We start from the raw sequence: 16,754 nt of genomic DNA, 5'->3' as shown, positions 1-16,754 counted from the left end.
TTGTAGCATGAACAGCATGACGATGATCACACGCCCTTCACCCATAACGCCGACCGTCGATTTCGATCAGGACGGCGTCCAGCACGGTCATTTACGCCTGCCCTGGTCGCGCGACGATTCAGCCTGGGGCTCGATCATGATCCCGATCTGCATCATCAAGAATGGCGACGGCCCGACGGCGCTTTTGACCGGCGCCAACCATGGTGATGAGTATGAAGGTCCGGTTGCGCTCTTCGATCTTGCCCGGGCGCTGAAGGCGGAGGAGATCAAGGGGAGAGTGATCATCGTCCCGGCGATGAACTATCCAGCCTTTCAGGCGGGTACCCGCACCTCTCCGGTCGACAAAGGCAATCTCAACCGCAGTTTTCCCGGCCGGCCCGACGGCAGCGTGACGGAAAAGATCGCCGATTATTTCACCCGACATTTGCTGCCGCTTGCAGATATCGTGCTGGATTTCCATTCCGGCGGCCGGACGCTCGATTTCCTGCCCTATGCCGCAGCGCATGCGCTGCTGGACAAACGGCAGGAAAAAGCCTGTTTCGATGCGGTCGGCGCGTTTTCCGCGCCCTATTCCATGCGGATGATCGAGATAGACGCTGTCGGCATGTACGACACGACTGCCGAGGACATGGGCAAGGTTTTTGTGACGACCGAGCTTTCGGGTGGCGGAACCATATCGGCGCGTACGGCTTCCATTGCCAAGCGCGGGGTTTTGAACGTCTTGAAACAGGCCGGTATCGTGGCCGGCGCGCCGGAGACGCAAGCAACACAGTGGCTCGACATGCCGTCCTCCGATTGCTTCGTCTTTGCCGAAGCCGACGGGCTTTTCGAACCCATGAAGGACCTTGGCGACATGATTGCGGCCGGGGAGATCATCGCCCGTGTGCATCCGATCGGCCGTACCGGGTCCGTGCTGTTTGAACATCGGGCGGCTCTCGGCGGTGTCCTTGCCGCACGTCATTTCCCCGGCCTCATCAAGACCGGGGACTGCCTCGCTGTCGTCGCAACCTTGACGGAGGCCCCCTGAATTGCCGCGCCGCGGCAGCGCGGCGCGGATCACCACCCCGTTGCGGCAAAGATCCGGAAAACCGGACGGCCGATGACGGATTTCAACCACAGAGGAGTGAACCATGAGATCGAATTTTTACCGCAGCCTTGCCGCCATGGGTCTGACCATCGGCCTTGCCGCCTCCGCCCATGCCACCAGCCTCGAGCAGATCAAGAAGGATGGCTATATCCGTGGCGCCAGCGCCAATGAGGTTCCCTACAGCTATATGGACGAGAGCGGAGCGGCCAAGGGTATCGGTCCGGATGTCGCCGCAGCCGTGCTGAAATCGATGGGCGTGAAGGAAATCGACTGGACCGTCACGCCGTTCGGCTCGTTGATCCCGGGCCTGAAGGCCAAGCGCTTCGATTTCGTCGCTGCCGAGCAGAACATCTTGCCGGAACGCTGCAAGCAGGTGCAATTCACCACGCCGAATTCAAGCTATGGCGAAGGCCTGCTGGTGCCGAAGGGCAATCCAAAGAAGCTGCATTCCTATGAAGACATCAAAAAGGATCCGTCTCTCAAGGTCGCGATCGTATCGGGTGCCGATCAGCTCGACTTCTTCCACGGTCTCGGCATTCCGGACTCTCAGATCGTCATGATCCAAGCCAATGCCGATGCGCTTTCGACCATCCAGACCGGCCGTGCCGATGCCTATGCGGCAACGGAACTGACAGTCGCCAAGCTGGTCCAAGGCGGCACGAATGTCGAGCAGGCAGCCCCCTTCACCGATCCGGTCATCCAAGGCAAGTCCGTCCGAAGCTATGGCGGTTTCGATTTCCGGCCTGAGGACAAGGATCTTTACCAGGCGTTCAATACCGCGCTCACCGCCTTCAAGAAGACGGATGACTATAAGAAAATCCTGATGTCTTATGGGCTTAGCGCCGAAAGTGTCGAGGCCGCGCGGACCAAGAACACGGAAGACCTGTGCGCGGGCAAGTGAGGTTGGTGATAGCCGGATCGGCTTGCTCTTTGCCTGCGGGCAAGGATCGGGCCGATCAGCCCCTTGCATCTTGCGGACGGAGGTGACCCGGACATGAGCTGGACCCATTATCTTCCGGCGCTGCTGAAGGGCGCAGAGGTGACGGCGATCATCGCCGTCGCATCGATGCTGCTCGGCGCAATCTTTGCCTTCGCGGCCGGGCTTGCGCGGTTCGCCGGAGGGCGGCTGCTCTCCTGGATTGCGCTGGTTTACATAGAAATATTCCGGGGCACATCGCTTCTGGTGCAACTTTTCTGGCTCTATTACGCGCTGCCGCTGATCGGAATCTCCTTCGATCCCATCACGACGGGTATCGCCGGGCTGGCGCTGAACATCGGTGCTTACGGCGCCGAGGTGGTGCGCGGCGCGCTGCAGTCGGTTCCCGATACGCAGCACGAGGCGGCACGCGCCCTGAACTTCGGGCAGGGGCAGACGCTCTTTCATATCGTGCTGCCTCAGGCCGTGGTGGAGATGATGCCGCCCTTCGGCAATCTCGCCGTCCAGAACCTGAAGGACACGGCGCTGGTGTCGCTGATCTCGATCAGCGATCTGACCTTTCAGGCGCAGCAATTGCGCAACATCACCTTGGACAGCGTCAGAATCTATTCGCTGACGCTGATGGGATACTTCATCATGGCGCTTATCCTTGTTGTCTTCATGCGCTGGCTTGAGACGATCCTTCGTCGCGGCGCCGCCTTTCCGGGGAGTGCGCCGGCATGATGTATGGCTTTACCTGGGATACGTCCTCGACGCTCTCCTTCGCACTGTCGATCCTGCCGATCCTCGGCATCGGATTGATCGTGACGCTGGAGGCGGCGGCGGCCGGTTTTGCGATCGCCCTGGTCCTCGGCCTGGTGTTCGCGCTGTTGCGGCGCAGCCGCTTCGTGGCGATTTCCTGGCCGACGGCGCTTGTCATCGAATTCCTGCGCGACACGCCGCTGCTCGTTCAGCTCTTCTTCCTCTATTACGTCCTGCCGATTTACGGGATCGTCCTGCCGGCCTTTCTGACGGGAGCACTGGCTCTCGGCCTGCAATATTCGGCCTACACCTCGGAAGTCTATCGCGGTGGCCTGGACGCCGTGCCGCGCGGACAATGGGAAGCGGCGACGGCGCTTAATCTGGGGCGCGGCCTCACCTATCGGGATATCATCATCCCGCAGGCGATCCCGCGTATCATCCCGGCCATGGGCAATTATCTCGTCTCCATGCTCAAGGAGACGCCGGTTCTGTCTGTCGTCACCGTAGTCGACATGCTGAATCTGGCCAACCTCATCGGCGATCGGACATTCGAATATCTGGTGCCGCTGTCTCTCGTCGGCCTGATCTTTCTCATCCTCACGCTCGTCTGCTCGGCGGCCATTCATTGGCTCGAAAAGACGCTGCCGAAAAACGGAATTGCTTTGAGATGACCGAATCCCTGATCCGCTTTCACGATGTCACCAAGCGCTACGGCAACTTCACCGTGCTCGATGACTTCTGTTTCAATGTCGCGCCCGGCGAGAAGGTGACGTTGATCGGCCCCTCCGGCTCGGGCAAATCGACGGTGCTGCGCATCCTGATGACGCTCGAACCTTTCCAGGAGGGCACATTGCAGCTTGCCGGCATGTCCTATCACCAGGAAAACGGCAGGGGACGATTCCGTGCCAGCGAGGCGCATCTGCGCCAAATCCGCACGCATGTCGGCATGGTATTCCAGAGCTTCAATCTGTTTCCGCACATGACCGTGCTGCGCAACATCGTCGAGGCGCCGACACGCGTGCTCGGCTTGGGACGAGCCGAAGCGGAGGCCCGCGCCATCGAGCTTTTGCGCATGGTCGGTCTTTCCGAGAAAAAGGATCACTATCCAAGCCAACTCTCCGGCGGCCAGCAGCAGCGCGTGGCGATCGCCCGCGCCCTTGCCATGCGCCCACGGGTCCTGCTGTTCGACGAGCCGACCTCCGCGCTCGATCCGCAGCTCGTCGGCGAAGTGCTCGGCGTCATCCGCGATCTTGCCCATGAGCACGATTTGACGATGTTGCTGGTCACCCATGAAATGCGGTTCGCGCGCGAGGTGTCCGATCGCGTCTGCTTCTTCGATAAGGGCCGCATTTGCGAAGAGGGCAAGCCCGAACAGATTTTCAGTACCCCGAAGGAGGACCGCACCAAGGAGTTTCTGCGCTCCGTCCTGTGACTGAAAAGAACCTCCTTTGCCGACCTGTCCCGGCATAGGGTTGCTTTAAGCGATCGATCCCACATCGAAAATCGGTGGCAATTGTTCGAAGGCGCTGCGGACCGTTTCCAGCGCCGAGCGAAGCGCCGAATGCGACAGACGGCCGCCGAGGCAGATGCGAATTCCGCCGCCCGGCCGTTCTCCGCCGGCGACGAATGGATCTGATGGTGTGACCGCGACACCCTTGCGGGCGAGAACGCGAACGAGTCCCTCCTCCGTCCAGCGCTCGGGCACCGAGAGCCACGCGCACAGCGATAGAGGATGGCTGCCAGCGACGAAGGGACCCATCACTTCCGATACGATTGCCTGCCGGGCCTGGGCCTCCGTTCTCTGAACGGCAATCAAAGCATCGGCGGTGCCATCCAGAACCCAGCGCGAGGCCATTTCTGCCACGACATTGGTGGCGCTCCATCCGGTGACGCGCAGGATCGAGGCAACACGGATGGAATAATTCGCCGGGACGACGAGATAGCCGGCGCGCAAGCCCGTCATCACTGATTTCGTAAAGCTGGTGACGAAGAAGCCGAGTTCGGGCAGCAGGTCCGGCATGGAGGGAAGGGGCTCTCGCAACAGCGGCTTATAGACTTCGTCTTCGATGACGAAGATGCCATGTCGGCGCGCAATATCGGCAATGGCACGACGACGCTCCGCGCCCATGACATGGCTCGTCGGGTTGCTGAGCGACGGAATGACGACCAGCGCTGACACGTCGCCGACTGCGCAGGCATTCTCGAAGGCGTCCGGCAAGATGCCTTCGCGATCGGTCGGCAGACCGCGAAGCGTGAAACCCAGCACATTGGCAAGGCCGATAATGCCGTGATCGGTGAGGTTTTCAGTCAGAACGACCTCGCCGGGCCGGACAACTGAGGCCACCGCCAGGAAAAGGCCGTGAGCGGCGCCGTTGGTGATGAGGATGCGATCGGGATCGGCATCGACGGACAGGCGCGCCAGCCAAGATTGCGCCGCTGCGCGATGGGCGTCGAGGCCTGCGATCGGACGGCATGGCCGCATGAAACTGCTGTTGTCGCTTTCGGCGAGAGCGTGCATCAGCTCACGTGCCGATCGCTCGTGCGCTTCGGTGTAGACGGCCCGGATGATGGAAAGATCGGCGCTGCCGCTCGGATCGCGGTCGAGCATGAAGCTGTCGGCGCGTTCGGTAACGCGGCTGCGCACGAAGGTGCCGCGACCGACTTCGCCGCGCAGATAGCCGCGCCGTTCCGCTTCCTTGTAGCTGATGCTCACGGTCTGCACCGAAATCCCCAGCGCATGGGCGAGATCGCGATGGGTCGGCATCCGTGTATGGACCGGAAGGATACCATCATCGATATCGGAAATGATCTTGTCGGTAAGCAGCTTGTGCTTGGTCACGCCCTTGCGATGCTGAAGGACGGGTTTCCAGACATGGTTGTGCTGGCCTATTGAATCATGACGAAGCATGGATTGATCCGGTACAATTGCAGGATATCCATGTACACCATTCAATGCGGCATGGCGATGACTAAGCCGATATGCTCAGTCCGTTGTCAACAACGGACTGAGCAATCCTCGTACGAGCCTGCACCGGCTATTGGCGGCCGCTACGTCAAAGATTTGAGAATACGCTTTTTATCGCATCCGCCGCAGCCTTGACGACGATATTGGCTTCGTCGCGCGTCAGGCATAGAGGCGGCGCGAAGCCGAGAATGTCTCCCTGCGGCATGGCGCGTCCGATCACGCCACGCTCAAGCAGAGCCGACGCCACCTGCGGGCCGATCTTCTTCGCAGGATCGAAGAACTTGCGGTCATCTTTGTCTTCGACGAATTCGACCGCCGCCATCAGCCCATCGCCACGGACCTCGCCGACATGCTTGTGATCGCCGACAGCCTTGGCGAGCTCGGAGCGGAAATAGGCACCGGTCGAAGCGGCGTTTTCCACGATGCCGAGTTCATCGATCAGTTCAAGATTGGCAATACCGGCGGCCGCACAGATCGGGTGGGCGGAATAGGTCCAGCCATGGCCGATGGCGCCGAGTTGATCGGAACCCTGTACGAGCACCCGCCACATCTTATCGGAGACGATACTGCCCGACAGAGGCGCATAGGCCGAGGTCAAGCCCTTGGCGATAGTGATCAGATCCGGCTTCATGCCGTAATGGTCCGAGCCGAACATGGTTCCGAGCCGGCCGAAACCGGTGACGACCTCGTCGGCGACGAGAAGGACGTCGTATTTGTCGAGTACGGCCTGGATCTTCTGCCAATAGGTCTTCGGCGGCGGAACGATGCCGCCGGTGCCGAGGATCGGTTCGCCGATGAAGGCGGCCACCGTTTCCGGACCTTCGGCCAGGATCATCTCTTCCAGCTTGTCGGCACAATATTGGGCGAATTGTTCTTCATTCATCGACCGATCGGGGCGCCGGAAGAAATAGGGTGCTTCCGTATGGCGAATGGGTTCCCGCGGCAAGTCGAAAGCCTTATGGAAGAGTTCGAGGCCGGTAAGGCTGCCGGTCATGACCCCTGATCCATGATAGCCGCGCCAGCGCGAAATGATCTTCTTCTTTTCCGGCCTGCCGAGAATATTGTTGTAGTACCAGACGAGCTTGATGTTTGTCTCGTTCGCGTCCGAGCCGGAGAGGCCGAAATAGACACGGCTCATGCCCTTGGGCGCCCGGTCGATGATCATCTTGGCAAGCGTGATCGACGCTTCCGTGCCGTGTCCTACATAGGCGTGATAATAGGCGAGGTTCTTTGCCTGCTCGGCGATGGCGTCGGCGATTTTCTGCCGGCCGTAGCCGACATTGACGCAGTAGAGGCCGGCAAATGCATCGAGGCTCTTCTTGCCGTTGGTATCGGTGATGTAGACGCCTTCGCCGCCGCCGATGACTCGGGTCGGCGTTTCGCCGCGTGCGTGCATTCCCATATGGGTCGAGGGATGAAAGAAGTGATCCCTGTCCCACGCGTTCAGTTCGTTGCGCTTGTCCAACATGATATTTTCCTTTGCTGAAAGTTTGTGGCCCGTCAGGCAGCCGTGTCGATGCAGAGATATTTGAGCTCGGTGAAGGCCTCGATGCCGTGGCGCGAACCTTCCCGGCCAAGGCCGGATTGCTTCCATCCCCCGAAGGGAACCGGCCCACCGGTGATCTTCACACGGTTGATCGCCACCATCCCGTAATCCAGCGCCCGGCCGAGGCGCATCTGACGTGCGCCGTTTTGCGTCACGACATAGGCGACGAGGCCATATTCGGTATCGTTGGCGCGAGCGATGACTTCGGCTTCGGTATCGAATGATGTTACCGCGGCGACCGGCCCGAAGGTCTCCTCACGCATGATCAACGCATCCGGCGGCGGATTTACGAGCAGTGTCGGTTCGAAGAAGAGCGGCCCTGCCGCATGGCGTTTGCCGCCGACGGCTAGTTTTGCGCCGCGTTTCAGCGCATCGGCCACATGTTCCTCGACCTTCGCCAGAGCCCGCTCGTGCATCAGCGGACCAATGTCGACGGCGTCCATCAGTCCGTCACCGACCTTGAGGGCTGCGATCCGTTTCGCAAAGGCAGCGACGAAGGGCTCCAAGATCGAGCGCTGTACGAACATGCGATTGGCAGCTAGGCAATCCTGGCCGGAGGTCGCAAATTTGGCATTGATCGCGATATCCACGGCACGATCGAGATCGGCGTCGTCAAAGATGATCAGGGGCGCGTGCCCGCCGAGTTCCATCACCAGCCGCTTCATGGTCGGAGCGCATTGGCCGGCAATCAGTTTGCCGATTTCCGTCGAGCCGGTGAAGCTCAATGCCCGCACCCGGGCATCCTCGCAGAGAGCGCCGACGATCGTCGCAGCATCGCCGGTGACAATGTTGAAGACACCGGCGGGAAGGCCGGCACGTTCCCCGAGCTCGGCGAGGGCAAGCGCGGACAGCGGCGTTTCCGACGATGGATGGGCGACGACGGTGCATCCGGCGGCAAGAGCCGCGACCGCCTTGCGCGTGAGCATGGCGGAAGGAAAGTTCCAGGGCGTGACGATCCCCACGACACCCAATGCCTCTCGGCGCACGATCATTTCGGTGTCCGGCAGATGGCTGGTGACACTCTCGGCATTGATCCGCTTGGCTTCTTCCGCATACCATTCGATGAAGCCTGCGGCGTAGTCGATCTCGCCGCGGGATTCGGTGAGCGGCTTGCCCTGTTCCAGCGTCATGATCAGCGCCAGATCCTCTTTCGCAGCGAGCATCAGCTCATACCACCTGCGCAGGATCGATGCGCGCTGCTGCGGCAGAAGCGAACGCCAGGCTGAAAAGGCATGCGCCGCCGCGTCGATCGCCTCCAACGTCTCATCCCTGCCGAGGCTCGAAACCCAGGCCAGCGTTGTGGCCGAGGCGGGATCGCTCACCTCGAAGCTCGCGCCGGTCTTGGCGGCGACCCAGCGACCGCCGACGTAGGATAGATCCCTAAGGAGATGCCGGTCGTTCAGTCGTGACAGGGCTTCATGATAGTCGGGGCGGGCGCATACTGCAGGCATCGGCAGACCTCTCTTTCCGGGTGCCGCAATGCTCTCACGGAACGCCGCGAGACATTGTCCATTGCTCGCCGCTGAAAGAGAGAGAGGGCCTAAAGAGAAAGGCAGCCGTAGAGAGAGTCTCTATTCATCGCCCGGAGACTCTGCGGAAAGAAGATTGGCGATCGGAAGCACGGTCTCCTCCTTCACGGTCTTCGTCACGATATAGGTAAAATAACGTTCGATGCCGAGGTCGCGATCCAGAAGGCCATCGATCAGCCGCTGATAGGCATCGATATTGGGCGTCATGATCTTCAGAATGTAGTCGACGCCGCCGCCGACCGACCAGCAGGCGACGATTTCGGGAACGGAGGAGATTGCCCGCTCGAAGCGCTCGAAGTCGCTCTGACGATGGTTGGCGAGTGTGAGTTCGACCATCACGCTTGCAACTGCTGCAAGCCGGCGCGGCGACAGATGGGCATGATAGCCGGTAATGATCCCGGCCTTCTCCAGCTTCCGCAGCCGAAGCCAGCATGGAGTCGGCGAAAGTCCTACCTTTTCGGCGAGCGCGAGTTTGGTGATGCGGCCATCGCGTTGAATGGCATCCAGTATGCGCAAATCGATTGCATCGAGTTTCATTTGCAGAACTGCGTGTGAATGAGCTGACTATTTAATCGACCAATGACATTCGAGACCGGGACTGACAAGCGCATATCCGGGAATTGGTTTCTCGCGGCCGCGTCGGGGATCGCATGTTGCAGCAAGAAGGGTCTGGGCGCATCCCACGAGGAACAATATCAACGTGGAATGGATTTTATTGATTGATCAAAAGAGCACCGTCGCGAGAAGCGTATTTGCTTCAGGCGTGCCTCCGGCTTTTCCCGTTGACGGTTTTTGGAGTGTGCCATGGCGATCTACTTGCTCCAACTCCTGGCATGGTCGGTCTTTATTGCAGCCCTGCTGCTGTGGCCGGCGGGTACGCTGGCTTTTCCGGGCGCCTGGGTTGTAATAGCCTTCTTCGTGTTCGGCGGCTTGGCGATGATCCTTTGGTTGTCGAAGCGTAGCCCGCGCCTGTTGCGTGAACGTATGGCATCTCCGCTGCAGCGTGATCAGAAGCCATGGGATCGCGTCTGGTTGACGTTTTTCGTTTTGGCCTTCTTGGGCTGGCTGTACTTCATGGGTTGGGACGCGGCCCGGATGGGTTTTCGGGCGGTGCCGCCATGGCTTCAGGTACTCGGCGGCCTTGGTATGGCGGTCAACATGCTCGGTACCTGGTGGACGTTTCGCGAAAACGCCTTCGCTGCGCCGGTGGTAAAGATCCAAAAAGATCAGAAGGTGATCGACACCGGTCCCTATGCTGTTGTTCGCCATCCGATGTATGCGAGCGCGTTGTTTTTCCTCATTGGCATGCCGCTATTGCTCGGTTCCTGGTTCGGCATCGCATTCTCCGTGGTGTTCATCCTGGGTGTCGCCTGGCGTGCGGTGCATGAGGAGCGCGCTTTAAGCGCGGAGCTGAGCGGCTATCAAGCCTATGCGGCGCGCGTGCGATATCGGCTCATCCCATATGTCTGGTAGAATCGCTCGCATGGCCACTGCGATTTCAAGTTCCATAAGGCAATCGCGTCAGAGTTCCCACGTTCAATGAACAATCCAGAAGCCATTCGTTTCTGAAAACGCGAGATCAGCGTCCGCACTGGCGCTGATCCCGCGTTCCTGTCGATACCCCCTGCCTTGAGGTCGGTCGAAAGCTCAGGAGAAGAAGCGCCGGAGTGGCGGCACGAAGCGCACGACAATCTGATCAAAGAACAGCATGACAAGGACGGCTAGGCCGGTCAGCGGGAAGGCCGCGCCGAAGATGATCACGATCAGCCATAGGCCGATATAGACGGATTTCTGCGGCGGCATTGGCGGCACGCCGAGACGTCCCGTCGGCCGGCGCTTCCACCACATGACGATGGCCGTCACGCAGGAAAGGACGATCGCCAGGCAGGTGATGAGCATCAGGAGCTGGTTGAGCAAGCCCCATTCCTGGCCCTGATGGACGTTGATGCCCCATTCGATTGCCTGACCGAGCGCCGGGTATTGGTCGAAGGAAAGATCGACAAGCGGCTTGCCGGAATATTGGTCTATGTGGACGGTGCGCTCCTCGCCGAGATCGCCTCCGTAGTGGCTGGCAGTATAGACGCCTGTCTCATTGGCAGGGATCGCGAGATCGGATCCCGGTGCCATGCCCAGCCCATGCATGATCTCGGCAGCCTTGTTCAGATCGATAGGCTTTGCGGCTCGCGAGGCGGCGATGTCGGACAGGGGAACGGGCGCGTTCTCGACAATCCAGCCGGCCGGGTTGACGATATCCTGCGTCACCTTCGTTGACTTCGGCACATTGTCCCAAAGCGCGGCCGGCGTGCCGAGATCATGGGCCGTCAGCCAGGCATTGACATTGGCGCCCCAATAGCCAGACCAGGGCATGCCGCTGAAGGCGAGGAAGAAGATGACGATCCCGGCGATGGCGCCCGTGACGGCGTGCAGATCCCGCCAGAAGACACGACGCGAAGGTGTGCCGCGGACGCTGAGGACGCCGCCGGTCTGCTGGCGCGGCCACCAGAGGTAAATACCGGTGACGACGAGCATAAGCGCGAAGCCGCCGACGATCTCAACGATGCGGTTGGTCCATTCTCCAAAATACTGCAGGCTGTGGATGCGTTTGACGACCCAACTGAATTCCTGCTTCGAGCCGACCGAACCGAGCACCTCGCCGCTATGCGGATTGACGTAGACGATGCTCGACTGTCCGTCTTTCGATACCGTGACCACTGCGGAGCGATTGCCTGATGGCGCTTCGCGATAGGAAGCTGGCTTGGAGCCTGGGATCGCGGCAACTGCCGCATCGACGATCTGCTGCGGCATCAGCATCGCCCCCGCGTCCGCGACGATATTGCGGTGGGCGTAGAAGGTATCGGCGATCTGATCTTTGAATAGATAGAGCGATCCGGTGATCGCCAGATTGAGCATGAAGGGGATGACCAGCAGGCCGGCGAAGAAGTGCCAGCGCCAGATCGCGCGGTAGAGCGATATATTGTGGGAGGTTGTTGCCGCGGGTTCTGCGGCGGTGAAAGCAGACATGGGAAATCCTCTGGAAATCGGCTGGCGGCCCGGGAAGTCATGTCTGCGGGAAGGAGCGGCCATTCTGGTCGCAGCCTGATGCGGATGTGCCACGCGCAGGGGACGCCGAGGCGGCCCGTTCACGTCGCAGCGATCAGCATGGAGACAATCCCCCCGCAGCCGGCACGATCAGGTGTCGTGCATTTCCGGCAGCCATTGATGACAAGCGTCACGGCTCGCGCCGCGAGGCAGGCTCAGACAAGGATTTGGAGGACGGGCGGTGCTCGGGGGCCGGTGTTCGGCGGATAGAGCTGGCGATGGAAAGCTTCTGTTCTGGGCGCTAACTCATCCTGATCTGCAGCAGCAAGATGCTCGCAGACGTCCGTCGGCGGCGTGGGAAGCAGGGCTGCTGCAGCGCTCCGGCATGCTTCGCAACCCGGCGCTTGCGTCTTGCTATGTTCCTTGCCGTCGGAGCCTCTATAGGTGATGCACAAGACCGGTAATGTGCCATCTGGCAACTGGTATTGCGCCAGCGCCGCGGGGGCGAGTTCATCGGCATTGGAAATCGGCATCTGATGGGCGAAGCCGACAAACGCCAGCGCGAGGGCGCACATGATGCGCACCATCCACTGCGTCGTGCCGAAGCGCTTCTTCTCCACCGTCGTCTCGTCCCCTCTTGCAGACAGATCCCTACGATGTTCGGCGGGCAAGCTCGATGCGGCAATTTGCAGCCATTTGAGATGTTGCTATCCCGCCCGCCGTCCGTCGCTGTCGAAGACGTGCAGATGCTGCGACGGGAATATCACATTCACTTTCGGCCCCGCTTTCAATACCTCGCGATTGAGCGTGAAGACCTTGAAGGGCAGGCCGTGCAGCGAAAGGTGGAGAATGATGCCGAAGCCGGTCGGCTCGATAAGCTCCGCGTCGGCGCTGATGCCGGAGCCGTCCGTGGACAAAACCACGTGTTCCGGTCGGACGCCGAGTGTCACCTTGGCGCCGGCCGGCAGGTTCGGTACTGCCGAAAGCGGGACGATGGTTCCGTCCTTCAGCTTCAGACCGCCTGTTTCATAGGTCGCGTCGAGGAAGTTCATCCCCGGAGAGCCGATAAAGCCGGCAACGAAGAGATTGGCGGGGCGATCGTAAAGCTCGAGCGGACTGCCGACCTGCTGGACCACCCCGCCATGCATGGCGACAATCCGGTCCGCCAGCGTCATCGCCTCGATCTGATCATGCGTCACATAGATCGAGGTCGCCTTCAGATCGCCATGCAGTTTCTTGATTTCGGCCCGCATCTGTTCGCGCAGGCGCGCGTCGAGGTTCGACAGCGGCTCGTCGAAGAGGAAGGCCTTCGGTTGGCGTACGATGGCGCGGCCCATGGCGACGCGCTGGCGCTGGCCACCGGAAAGCGCCTTCGGACGGCGTTCGAGCAGGGGATCGAGACCGAGCTTCGATGCTGCTGCGGCGACGGCCTTTCCGATCTTATCCTTTGCCATCTTACGAAGCTTGAGGCTGTAGCTCATATTGCCGGCGACGTTCATATGCGGATAGAGGGCATAGGATTGGAACACCATGGCAATGTCGCGATCCTTCGGATGCAGCTCGTTGACGCGGTTGTTCGCAATGCGGATCTCGCCGCCGCTAATGTCTTCAAGCCCGGCGATCATCCTCAGCAGCGTGGACTTGCCGCAGCCGGAAGGGCCGACGAGAACGACGAACTCGCCATCCTTGATCCTGAGGTCGATATCGTGCAGCACCTGCACGTGGCCATAGGCTTTTTTAACGTTCTGGATATCGATCGATGCCATGTGACTAACCCTTGACCGCGCCGGCCGTCAGACCCTGCACGAGATAACGCTGGATGAGCAGGAAGAAGAGGCCGGCCGGAATGAGCGCCATGACGCCCGCTGCCATCATCTGCCCGAAATCCACGGAGAACTTCGAAACGAAGGTGAGGAGCCCGACGGGGAAGGTCGCTGCCTGATTGCCGTTGATGAGCATCAGGGCGAACAGCAGCTCGCTCCAGGCGGCGGTAAAGACGAAGCCGAGCGTCGCGGCGATGCCGGGCAGCGTCAGTGGCAGAATGATCTGCCGGAATGCGGTGAACTGCGTCGCGCCGTCGATCATCGCCGCCTCTTCCAGGTCCTTCGGGATGCCGTCGAAGAAGGACTGCATCAGGAAGGTGGCGAAAGGCACGTTGAACGCCGTGTAGACGATGACGAGGCCGGTCAGGCTATTCGTCAGATGCAGCGGCGTCAAAATCTTGAAGATCGGCGCGACCAGCATGACCAGCGGGAACATTTGCGTCAGCAGCATCAAGGCCACGATCCAGTATTTGGCGCGGAAGGTGAAGCGTGAGAGAGCGTAGCCGGAAAGCGATGCGCAGATAGTCACTGCGATCGCCGTCGATGCGGAAACGATCAGACTGTTTTCAAAAAATGTCGGAAAATCACTGTGTTGCAGCACGAAAGCATAGTGCTCCCATGTCGTGCGCGACGGCCACATGCGTACGCCTTCCGTATAGAGCAGGTCATTGGGCGTGACCGAGACCTTGAGCAGCCAGAAGAGCGGGAAGAGCGCAAAAACCACATAGCAAAGGATTGCCAGGCGATGCGCGATGGTGGGGATGACGGATCGTCTCATGGCTCAATCCTTGTTCAGCAGGGTCTGCCGCAGCAGGATGATCAGCATGGAATAGGCAAGCAGCAGCAGGAGCAGGACGAGGGCTATGGCGGACGCATAACCGAAATCCAGCCGCCTGAAAGCCTGGGTAAAGATGTAGCTTGCAACGATCTGGGTACGATCGGCAGGCCCGCCCCCGGTCATCACGACGATCAAATCGGCGAAGTTCGAGATCCAGACTGTGCGTAGCAAGACGGTGATGGCAATCGTCGGAGCCAGGAATGGGAGCGTGATCGAGCGGAAGCGCTGGAACCAGCCGGCACCGTCGATCGAAGCGGCTTCATAGAGATCGCGCGGGATCGCCTGGAGGGCAGCCAGCAGCGTGATGGCAAAGAAGGGGATGCCCCACCAGACATTGGCAACGATCGGTCCCCACATCGCATATTGCGGGTCGGAGAGGATGTTGCCGGGCTCCTTCATCAGGCCGAGAGCGAAGAGCCAGTGCGGGATAGGCCCGATCACGGGATTGAAGAGCCAGGCCCAGTTGAGGCCGGCAAGGAAGGAGGGGACCGCCCATGGCAGAAACACCAGTGCCTGCACGATCGCCCTGCCGAAAAACGGTTTGTCCAGCAACAGGGCAAGGATCAGCCCGAAGACGAATTGCAGCGCCACGGAAGCACCGGTCCACCAAAGCGTATTCTTCAGTGCCCAGTAGAAAGCCGTGTCCTTGGAGAGATCGCGAAAATGCTCCAGGCCGATGAAGCCGCCGGAAAACGGATTGAGCAGTTGAATATCGCGAAACGCGTAGGAAATGCCGATCACCAGCGGCACCAGCATGACGGCGACAATGAGGATGAGCGCGGGGGCGCTGTAGAGATAGGGCTCCGAGGCATCGGCAAGGCGCTTTGGCCACGGCCTGCGGTCGTGACGCCTGTCGAGCGTGTCGGCGGTCATGGTCATCGGCCAATGTTCCCGTTCGCGGCGTTCGGACGCCGTCTGTTTCATGTGCAGAAATGCGGCGGCGGATTGCTCCGCCGCCGAGAGATGGACTTATTTCTTGGCAAGGAATTTCTTCTGCGCCTTGGTTAGATAATCGGCCCATTGATCAGCCAGATCCTTGGCTGAGATGTCGCCGAGCAGCGCCTGTTGCGACGTCTTGATGGCGAGCGAGTCCTTGAAGAAGGCAAATTCCTCGAGATAGGTCGGCATGACGGTCGGAACCGTGTTCTTGTCGGCCAGTTCCTCGAACCAGCCCTTGAACTGATCGCCGGCATAGAAGGGGTCCTTCTCAGCCGAGGTATAGGCCGGCAGGGCGCCGATCTTCTTGTTCCATTCGAGATTGCCTTCCTTGCCTTCAAGGGTTGCGATCAGCTTCCAGGAGAGATCCTTGTTCTGGCTCGTCGAGAACATCGACCAGCCGGCATAACCGATCGTCGGGAAAGACTTGCCGGCCGGCCCCTTCGGCAATGGCGTGACGCCGAAGTCATCCTTGTTCATGCGTTCGGCGATCGCGATCAAGGCATCCGGATCCTGATCGAGGAACGCGCAAGTGCCGGAATAGAAGCCGGCGACGACCTCGTTGAAGCCCCAGTTGACGCTATCCTTCGGCGCATAGCCCTTCTTGTAGAGATCGACCATCCATTCGATGCCCTTCTCCCAGCCGGGGCTGTTCATCGTCGAAGTGCCGTCGTCCTTGAAGTACTTGTTGTCGCCGGCCATGGAGGCCGCAAAGATCATCCAGCCGTTCAGGCCGCCGGGGCCGCCGCGCATGCAGTAGCCGTATTTGCCCGGCAGCTTGGAGATCGCTTCCGATGCCTTGACGAAATCGTCCATCGTCTTCGGCGGCTCGGCGATGCCGGCATCCTTCAGGATTTTCTTGTTGTAGAACATGGCGCGCAGATAGAAGCCGTAAGGCAGCATATAGGCCGTGTTCTTCACGTCGCGGCCGAGTTCGAGGGCCCGCGGCGTCAGTTCTTTCGTCTGATCCCATTTCGCGAGATAGGGCTCGAGGCTTTCGAGCATGCCGTTATTGCCGTAGAGCGACAGCCAGGTGTCGGGCATTTCCATTACGTCAGGCGTATCGCCCGCCGAAACCATGGTCGCGAACTTCTGGAAGGCCTCGTTCCAGGGCAGGGAAATGATATCGACCTTCGTGCCCGGATTGGCCGCTTCGAACTTGGCGACGATCGACTTCAGCGTCTCGGTGCGCTCCGGGCTGGTAATAACTTCGACGAGTTTCAGCGTGGTATCGGCAAAGGCCGTGCCCGCCATCATCGTGGCGAAAAGTGCTGCCGTGATCAGTGTTTTCATGCTCAGTTCCCCCTTTTCGG

16 protein-coding genes are annotated in these 16,754 nt (G+C 60.2%); 6 read left to right on the top strand and 10 right to left on the bottom strand.

Going from position 1 to position 16,754, the window contains the following annotated elements:
* Positions 1 to 7: 7 nt before the first annotated feature.
* The 5 genes from doeB (at position 8) to ehuA (ending at position 4,197) form a co-directional block, all read left to right on the top strand.
* Complete coding sequence (doeB, locus tag QA646_RS22810) at positions 8 to 1,027, top strand: N(2)-acetyl-L-2,4-diaminobutanoate deacetylase DoeB (protein ID WP_283059021.1); 1,020 nt, start codon at positions 8 to 10, stop codon at positions 1,025 to 1,027.
* 103 nt (positions 1,028 to 1,130) lie between these two features.
* Positions 1,131 to 1,988, top strand: coding sequence for an ectoine/hydroxyectoine ABC transporter substrate-binding protein EhuB (ehuB, locus tag QA646_RS22805; RefSeq protein ID WP_283059020.1), 858 nt, complete (start codon positions 1,131 to 1,133; stop codon positions 1,986 to 1,988).
* A 93-nt stretch (positions 1,989 to 2,081) separates the two neighbouring features.
* A complete protein-coding gene (gene ehuC / locus QA646_RS22800) occupies positions 2,082 to 2,747 on the top strand; it encodes an ectoine/hydroxyectoine ABC transporter permease subunit EhuC (RefSeq protein WP_283059019.1) in 666 nt (221 codons plus the stop codon).
* Complete coding sequence (ehuD, locus tag QA646_RS22795; protein ID WP_283059018.1) at positions 2,744 to 3,436, top strand: ectoine/hydroxyectoine ABC transporter permease subunit EhuD; 693 nt, start codon at positions 2,744 to 2,746, stop codon at positions 3,434 to 3,436. The genes ehuC and ehuD overlap by 4 nt, the downstream gene beginning before the upstream one ends.
* Positions 3,433 to 4,197: an ectoine/hydroxyectoine ABC transporter ATP-binding protein EhuA gene (ehuA, locus tag QA646_RS22790; protein ID WP_283059017.1), complete on the top strand. Its 765-nt coding sequence runs from the start codon at positions 3,433 to 3,435 to the stop codon at positions 4,195 to 4,197. The genes ehuD and ehuA overlap by 4 nt, the downstream gene beginning before the upstream one ends.
* A gap of 45 nt (positions 4,198 to 4,242) precedes the next feature.
* On the opposite strand, the gene QA646_RS22785 is transcribed toward ehuA, so the two are convergent.
* The 4 genes from QA646_RS22785 to QA646_RS22770 form a co-directional block, all read right to left on the bottom strand.
* Positions 4,243 to 5,673: a PLP-dependent aminotransferase family protein gene (locus tag QA646_RS22785; RefSeq protein WP_283059016.1), complete on the bottom strand. Its 1,431-nt coding sequence runs from the start codon at positions 5,671 to 5,673 to the stop codon at positions 4,243 to 4,245.
* Between the two features lie 145 nt (positions 5,674 to 5,818).
* Positions 5,819 to 7,198, bottom strand: coding sequence for an aspartate aminotransferase family protein (locus tag QA646_RS22780; protein ID WP_283059015.1), 1,380 nt, complete (start codon positions 7,196 to 7,198; stop codon positions 5,819 to 5,821).
* A 32-nt stretch (positions 7,199 to 7,230) separates the two neighbouring features.
* Entirely contained in the window at positions 7,231 to 8,727 is a 1,497-nt protein-coding gene (locus tag QA646_RS22775) for an NAD-dependent succinate-semialdehyde dehydrogenase (protein ID WP_283059014.1), read from the bottom strand.
* Between the two features lie 120 nt (positions 8,728 to 8,847).
* Positions 8,848 to 9,342: an Lrp/AsnC family transcriptional regulator gene (locus QA646_RS22770; protein WP_283059013.1), complete on the bottom strand. Its 495-nt coding sequence runs from the start codon at positions 9,340 to 9,342 to the stop codon at positions 8,848 to 8,850.
* Between the two features lie 267 nt (positions 9,343 to 9,609).
* Between QA646_RS22770 and QA646_RS22765 the strand changes: the two genes are divergently transcribed.
* Positions 9,610 to 10,278, top strand: a complete 669-nt coding sequence (locus tag QA646_RS22765; protein ID WP_283059012.1) for an isoprenylcysteine carboxylmethyltransferase family protein — start codon at positions 9,610 to 9,612, stop codon at positions 10,276 to 10,278.
* Positions 10,279 to 10,452: 174 nt separating this feature from the next.
* On the opposite strand, the gene QA646_RS22760 is transcribed toward QA646_RS22765, so the two are convergent.
* The 6 genes from QA646_RS22760 to QA646_RS22735 form a co-directional block, all read right to left on the bottom strand.
* Entirely contained in the window at positions 10,453 to 11,826 is a 1,374-nt protein-coding gene (locus QA646_RS22760; protein ID WP_283060503.1) for a PepSY domain-containing protein, read from the bottom strand.
* Positions 11,827 to 12,059: 233 nt separating this feature from the next.
* Positions 12,060 to 12,464: a hypothetical protein gene (locus tag QA646_RS22755; protein WP_283060502.1), complete on the bottom strand. Its 405-nt coding sequence runs from the start codon at positions 12,462 to 12,464 to the stop codon at positions 12,060 to 12,062.
* 87 nt (positions 12,465 to 12,551) lie between these two features.
* Positions 12,552 to 13,610, bottom strand: a complete 1,059-nt coding sequence (gene ugpC, locus QA646_RS22750; protein ID WP_283060501.1) for a sn-glycerol-3-phosphate ABC transporter ATP-binding protein UgpC — start codon at positions 13,608 to 13,610, stop codon at positions 12,552 to 12,554.
* A 4-nt stretch (positions 13,611 to 13,614) separates the two neighbouring features.
* A complete protein-coding gene (locus tag QA646_RS22745; protein WP_283060500.1) occupies positions 13,615 to 14,445 on the bottom strand; it encodes a carbohydrate ABC transporter permease in 831 nt (276 codons plus the stop codon).
* A gap of 3 nt (positions 14,446 to 14,448) precedes the next feature.
* Positions 14,449 to 15,384, bottom strand: a complete 936-nt coding sequence (locus QA646_RS22740; protein WP_283060537.1) for a sugar ABC transporter permease — start codon at positions 15,382 to 15,384, stop codon at positions 14,449 to 14,451.
* 90 nt (positions 15,385 to 15,474) lie between these two features.
* Positions 15,475 to 16,734 carry a sugar ABC transporter substrate-binding protein gene (locus QA646_RS22735; RefSeq protein WP_283060499.1) on the bottom strand — a complete coding sequence of 420 codons (1,260 nt, stop codon included), beginning with the start codon at positions 16,732 to 16,734 and terminating at the stop codon, positions 15,475 to 15,477.
* Positions 16,735 to 16,754: the final 20 nt, after the last annotated feature.

It is taken from the genome of Rhizobium sp. CB3090 (genome assembly GCF_029714285.1).
Lineage (GTDB): Bacteria > Pseudomonadota > Alphaproteobacteria > Rhizobiales > Rhizobiaceae > Rhizobium.
This window is presented reverse-complemented; position numbering and strand designations above follow the sequence as displayed.

Bases quoted from the DNA above. Each gene is read 5' to 3' on its own strand.
- doeB (WP_283059021.1), top strand. From the start codon at position 8: ATGAACAGCATGACGATGATCACACGCCCTTCACCCATAACGCCGACC.
- ehuB (WP_283059020.1), top strand. From the start codon at position 1,131: ATGAGATCGAATTTTTACCGCAGCCTTGCCGCCATGGGTCTGACCATC.
- ehuC (WP_283059019.1), top strand. From the start codon at position 2,082: ATGAGCTGGACCCATTATCTTCCGGCGCTGCTGAAGGGCGCAGAGGTG.
- ehuD (WP_283059018.1), top strand. From the start codon at position 2,744: ATGATGTATGGCTTTACCTGGGATACGTCCTCGACGCTCTCCTTCGCA.
- ehuA (WP_283059017.1), top strand. From the start codon at position 3,433: ATGACCGAATCCCTGATCCGCTTTCACGATGTCACCAAGCGCTACGGC.
- QA646_RS22785 (WP_283059016.1), bottom strand. From the start codon at position 5,673: ATGCTTCGTCATGATTCAATAGGCCAGCACAACCATGTCTGGAAACCC.
- QA646_RS22780 (WP_283059015.1), bottom strand. From the start codon at position 7,198: ATGTTGGACAAGCGCAACGAACTGAACGCGTGGGACAGGGATCACTTC.
- QA646_RS22775 (WP_283059014.1), bottom strand. From the start codon at position 8,727: ATGCCTGCAGTATGCGCCCGCCCCGACTATCATGAAGCCCTGTCACGA.
- QA646_RS22770 (WP_283059013.1), bottom strand. From the start codon at position 9,342: ATGAAACTCGATGCAATCGATTTGCGCATACTGGATGCCATTCAACGC.
- QA646_RS22765 (WP_283059012.1), top strand. From the start codon at position 9,610: ATGGCGATCTACTTGCTCCAACTCCTGGCATGGTCGGTCTTTATTGCA.
- QA646_RS22760 (WP_283060503.1), bottom strand. From the start codon at position 11,826: ATGTCTGCTTTCACCGCCGCAGAACCCGCGGCAACAACCTCCCACAAT.
- ugpC (WP_283060501.1), bottom strand. From the start codon at position 13,610: ATGGCATCGATCGATATCCAGAACGTTAAAAAAGCCTATGGCCACGTG.
- QA646_RS22745 (WP_283060500.1), bottom strand. From the start codon at position 14,445: ATGAGACGATCCGTCATCCCCACCATCGCGCATCGCCTGGCAATCCTT.
- QA646_RS22740 (WP_283060537.1), bottom strand. From the start codon at position 15,384: ATGACCATGACCGCCGACACGCTCGACAGGCGTCACGACCGCAGGCCG.
- QA646_RS22735 (WP_283060499.1), bottom strand. From the start codon at position 16,734: ATGAAAACACTGATCACGGCAGCACTTTTCGCCACGATGATGGCGGGC.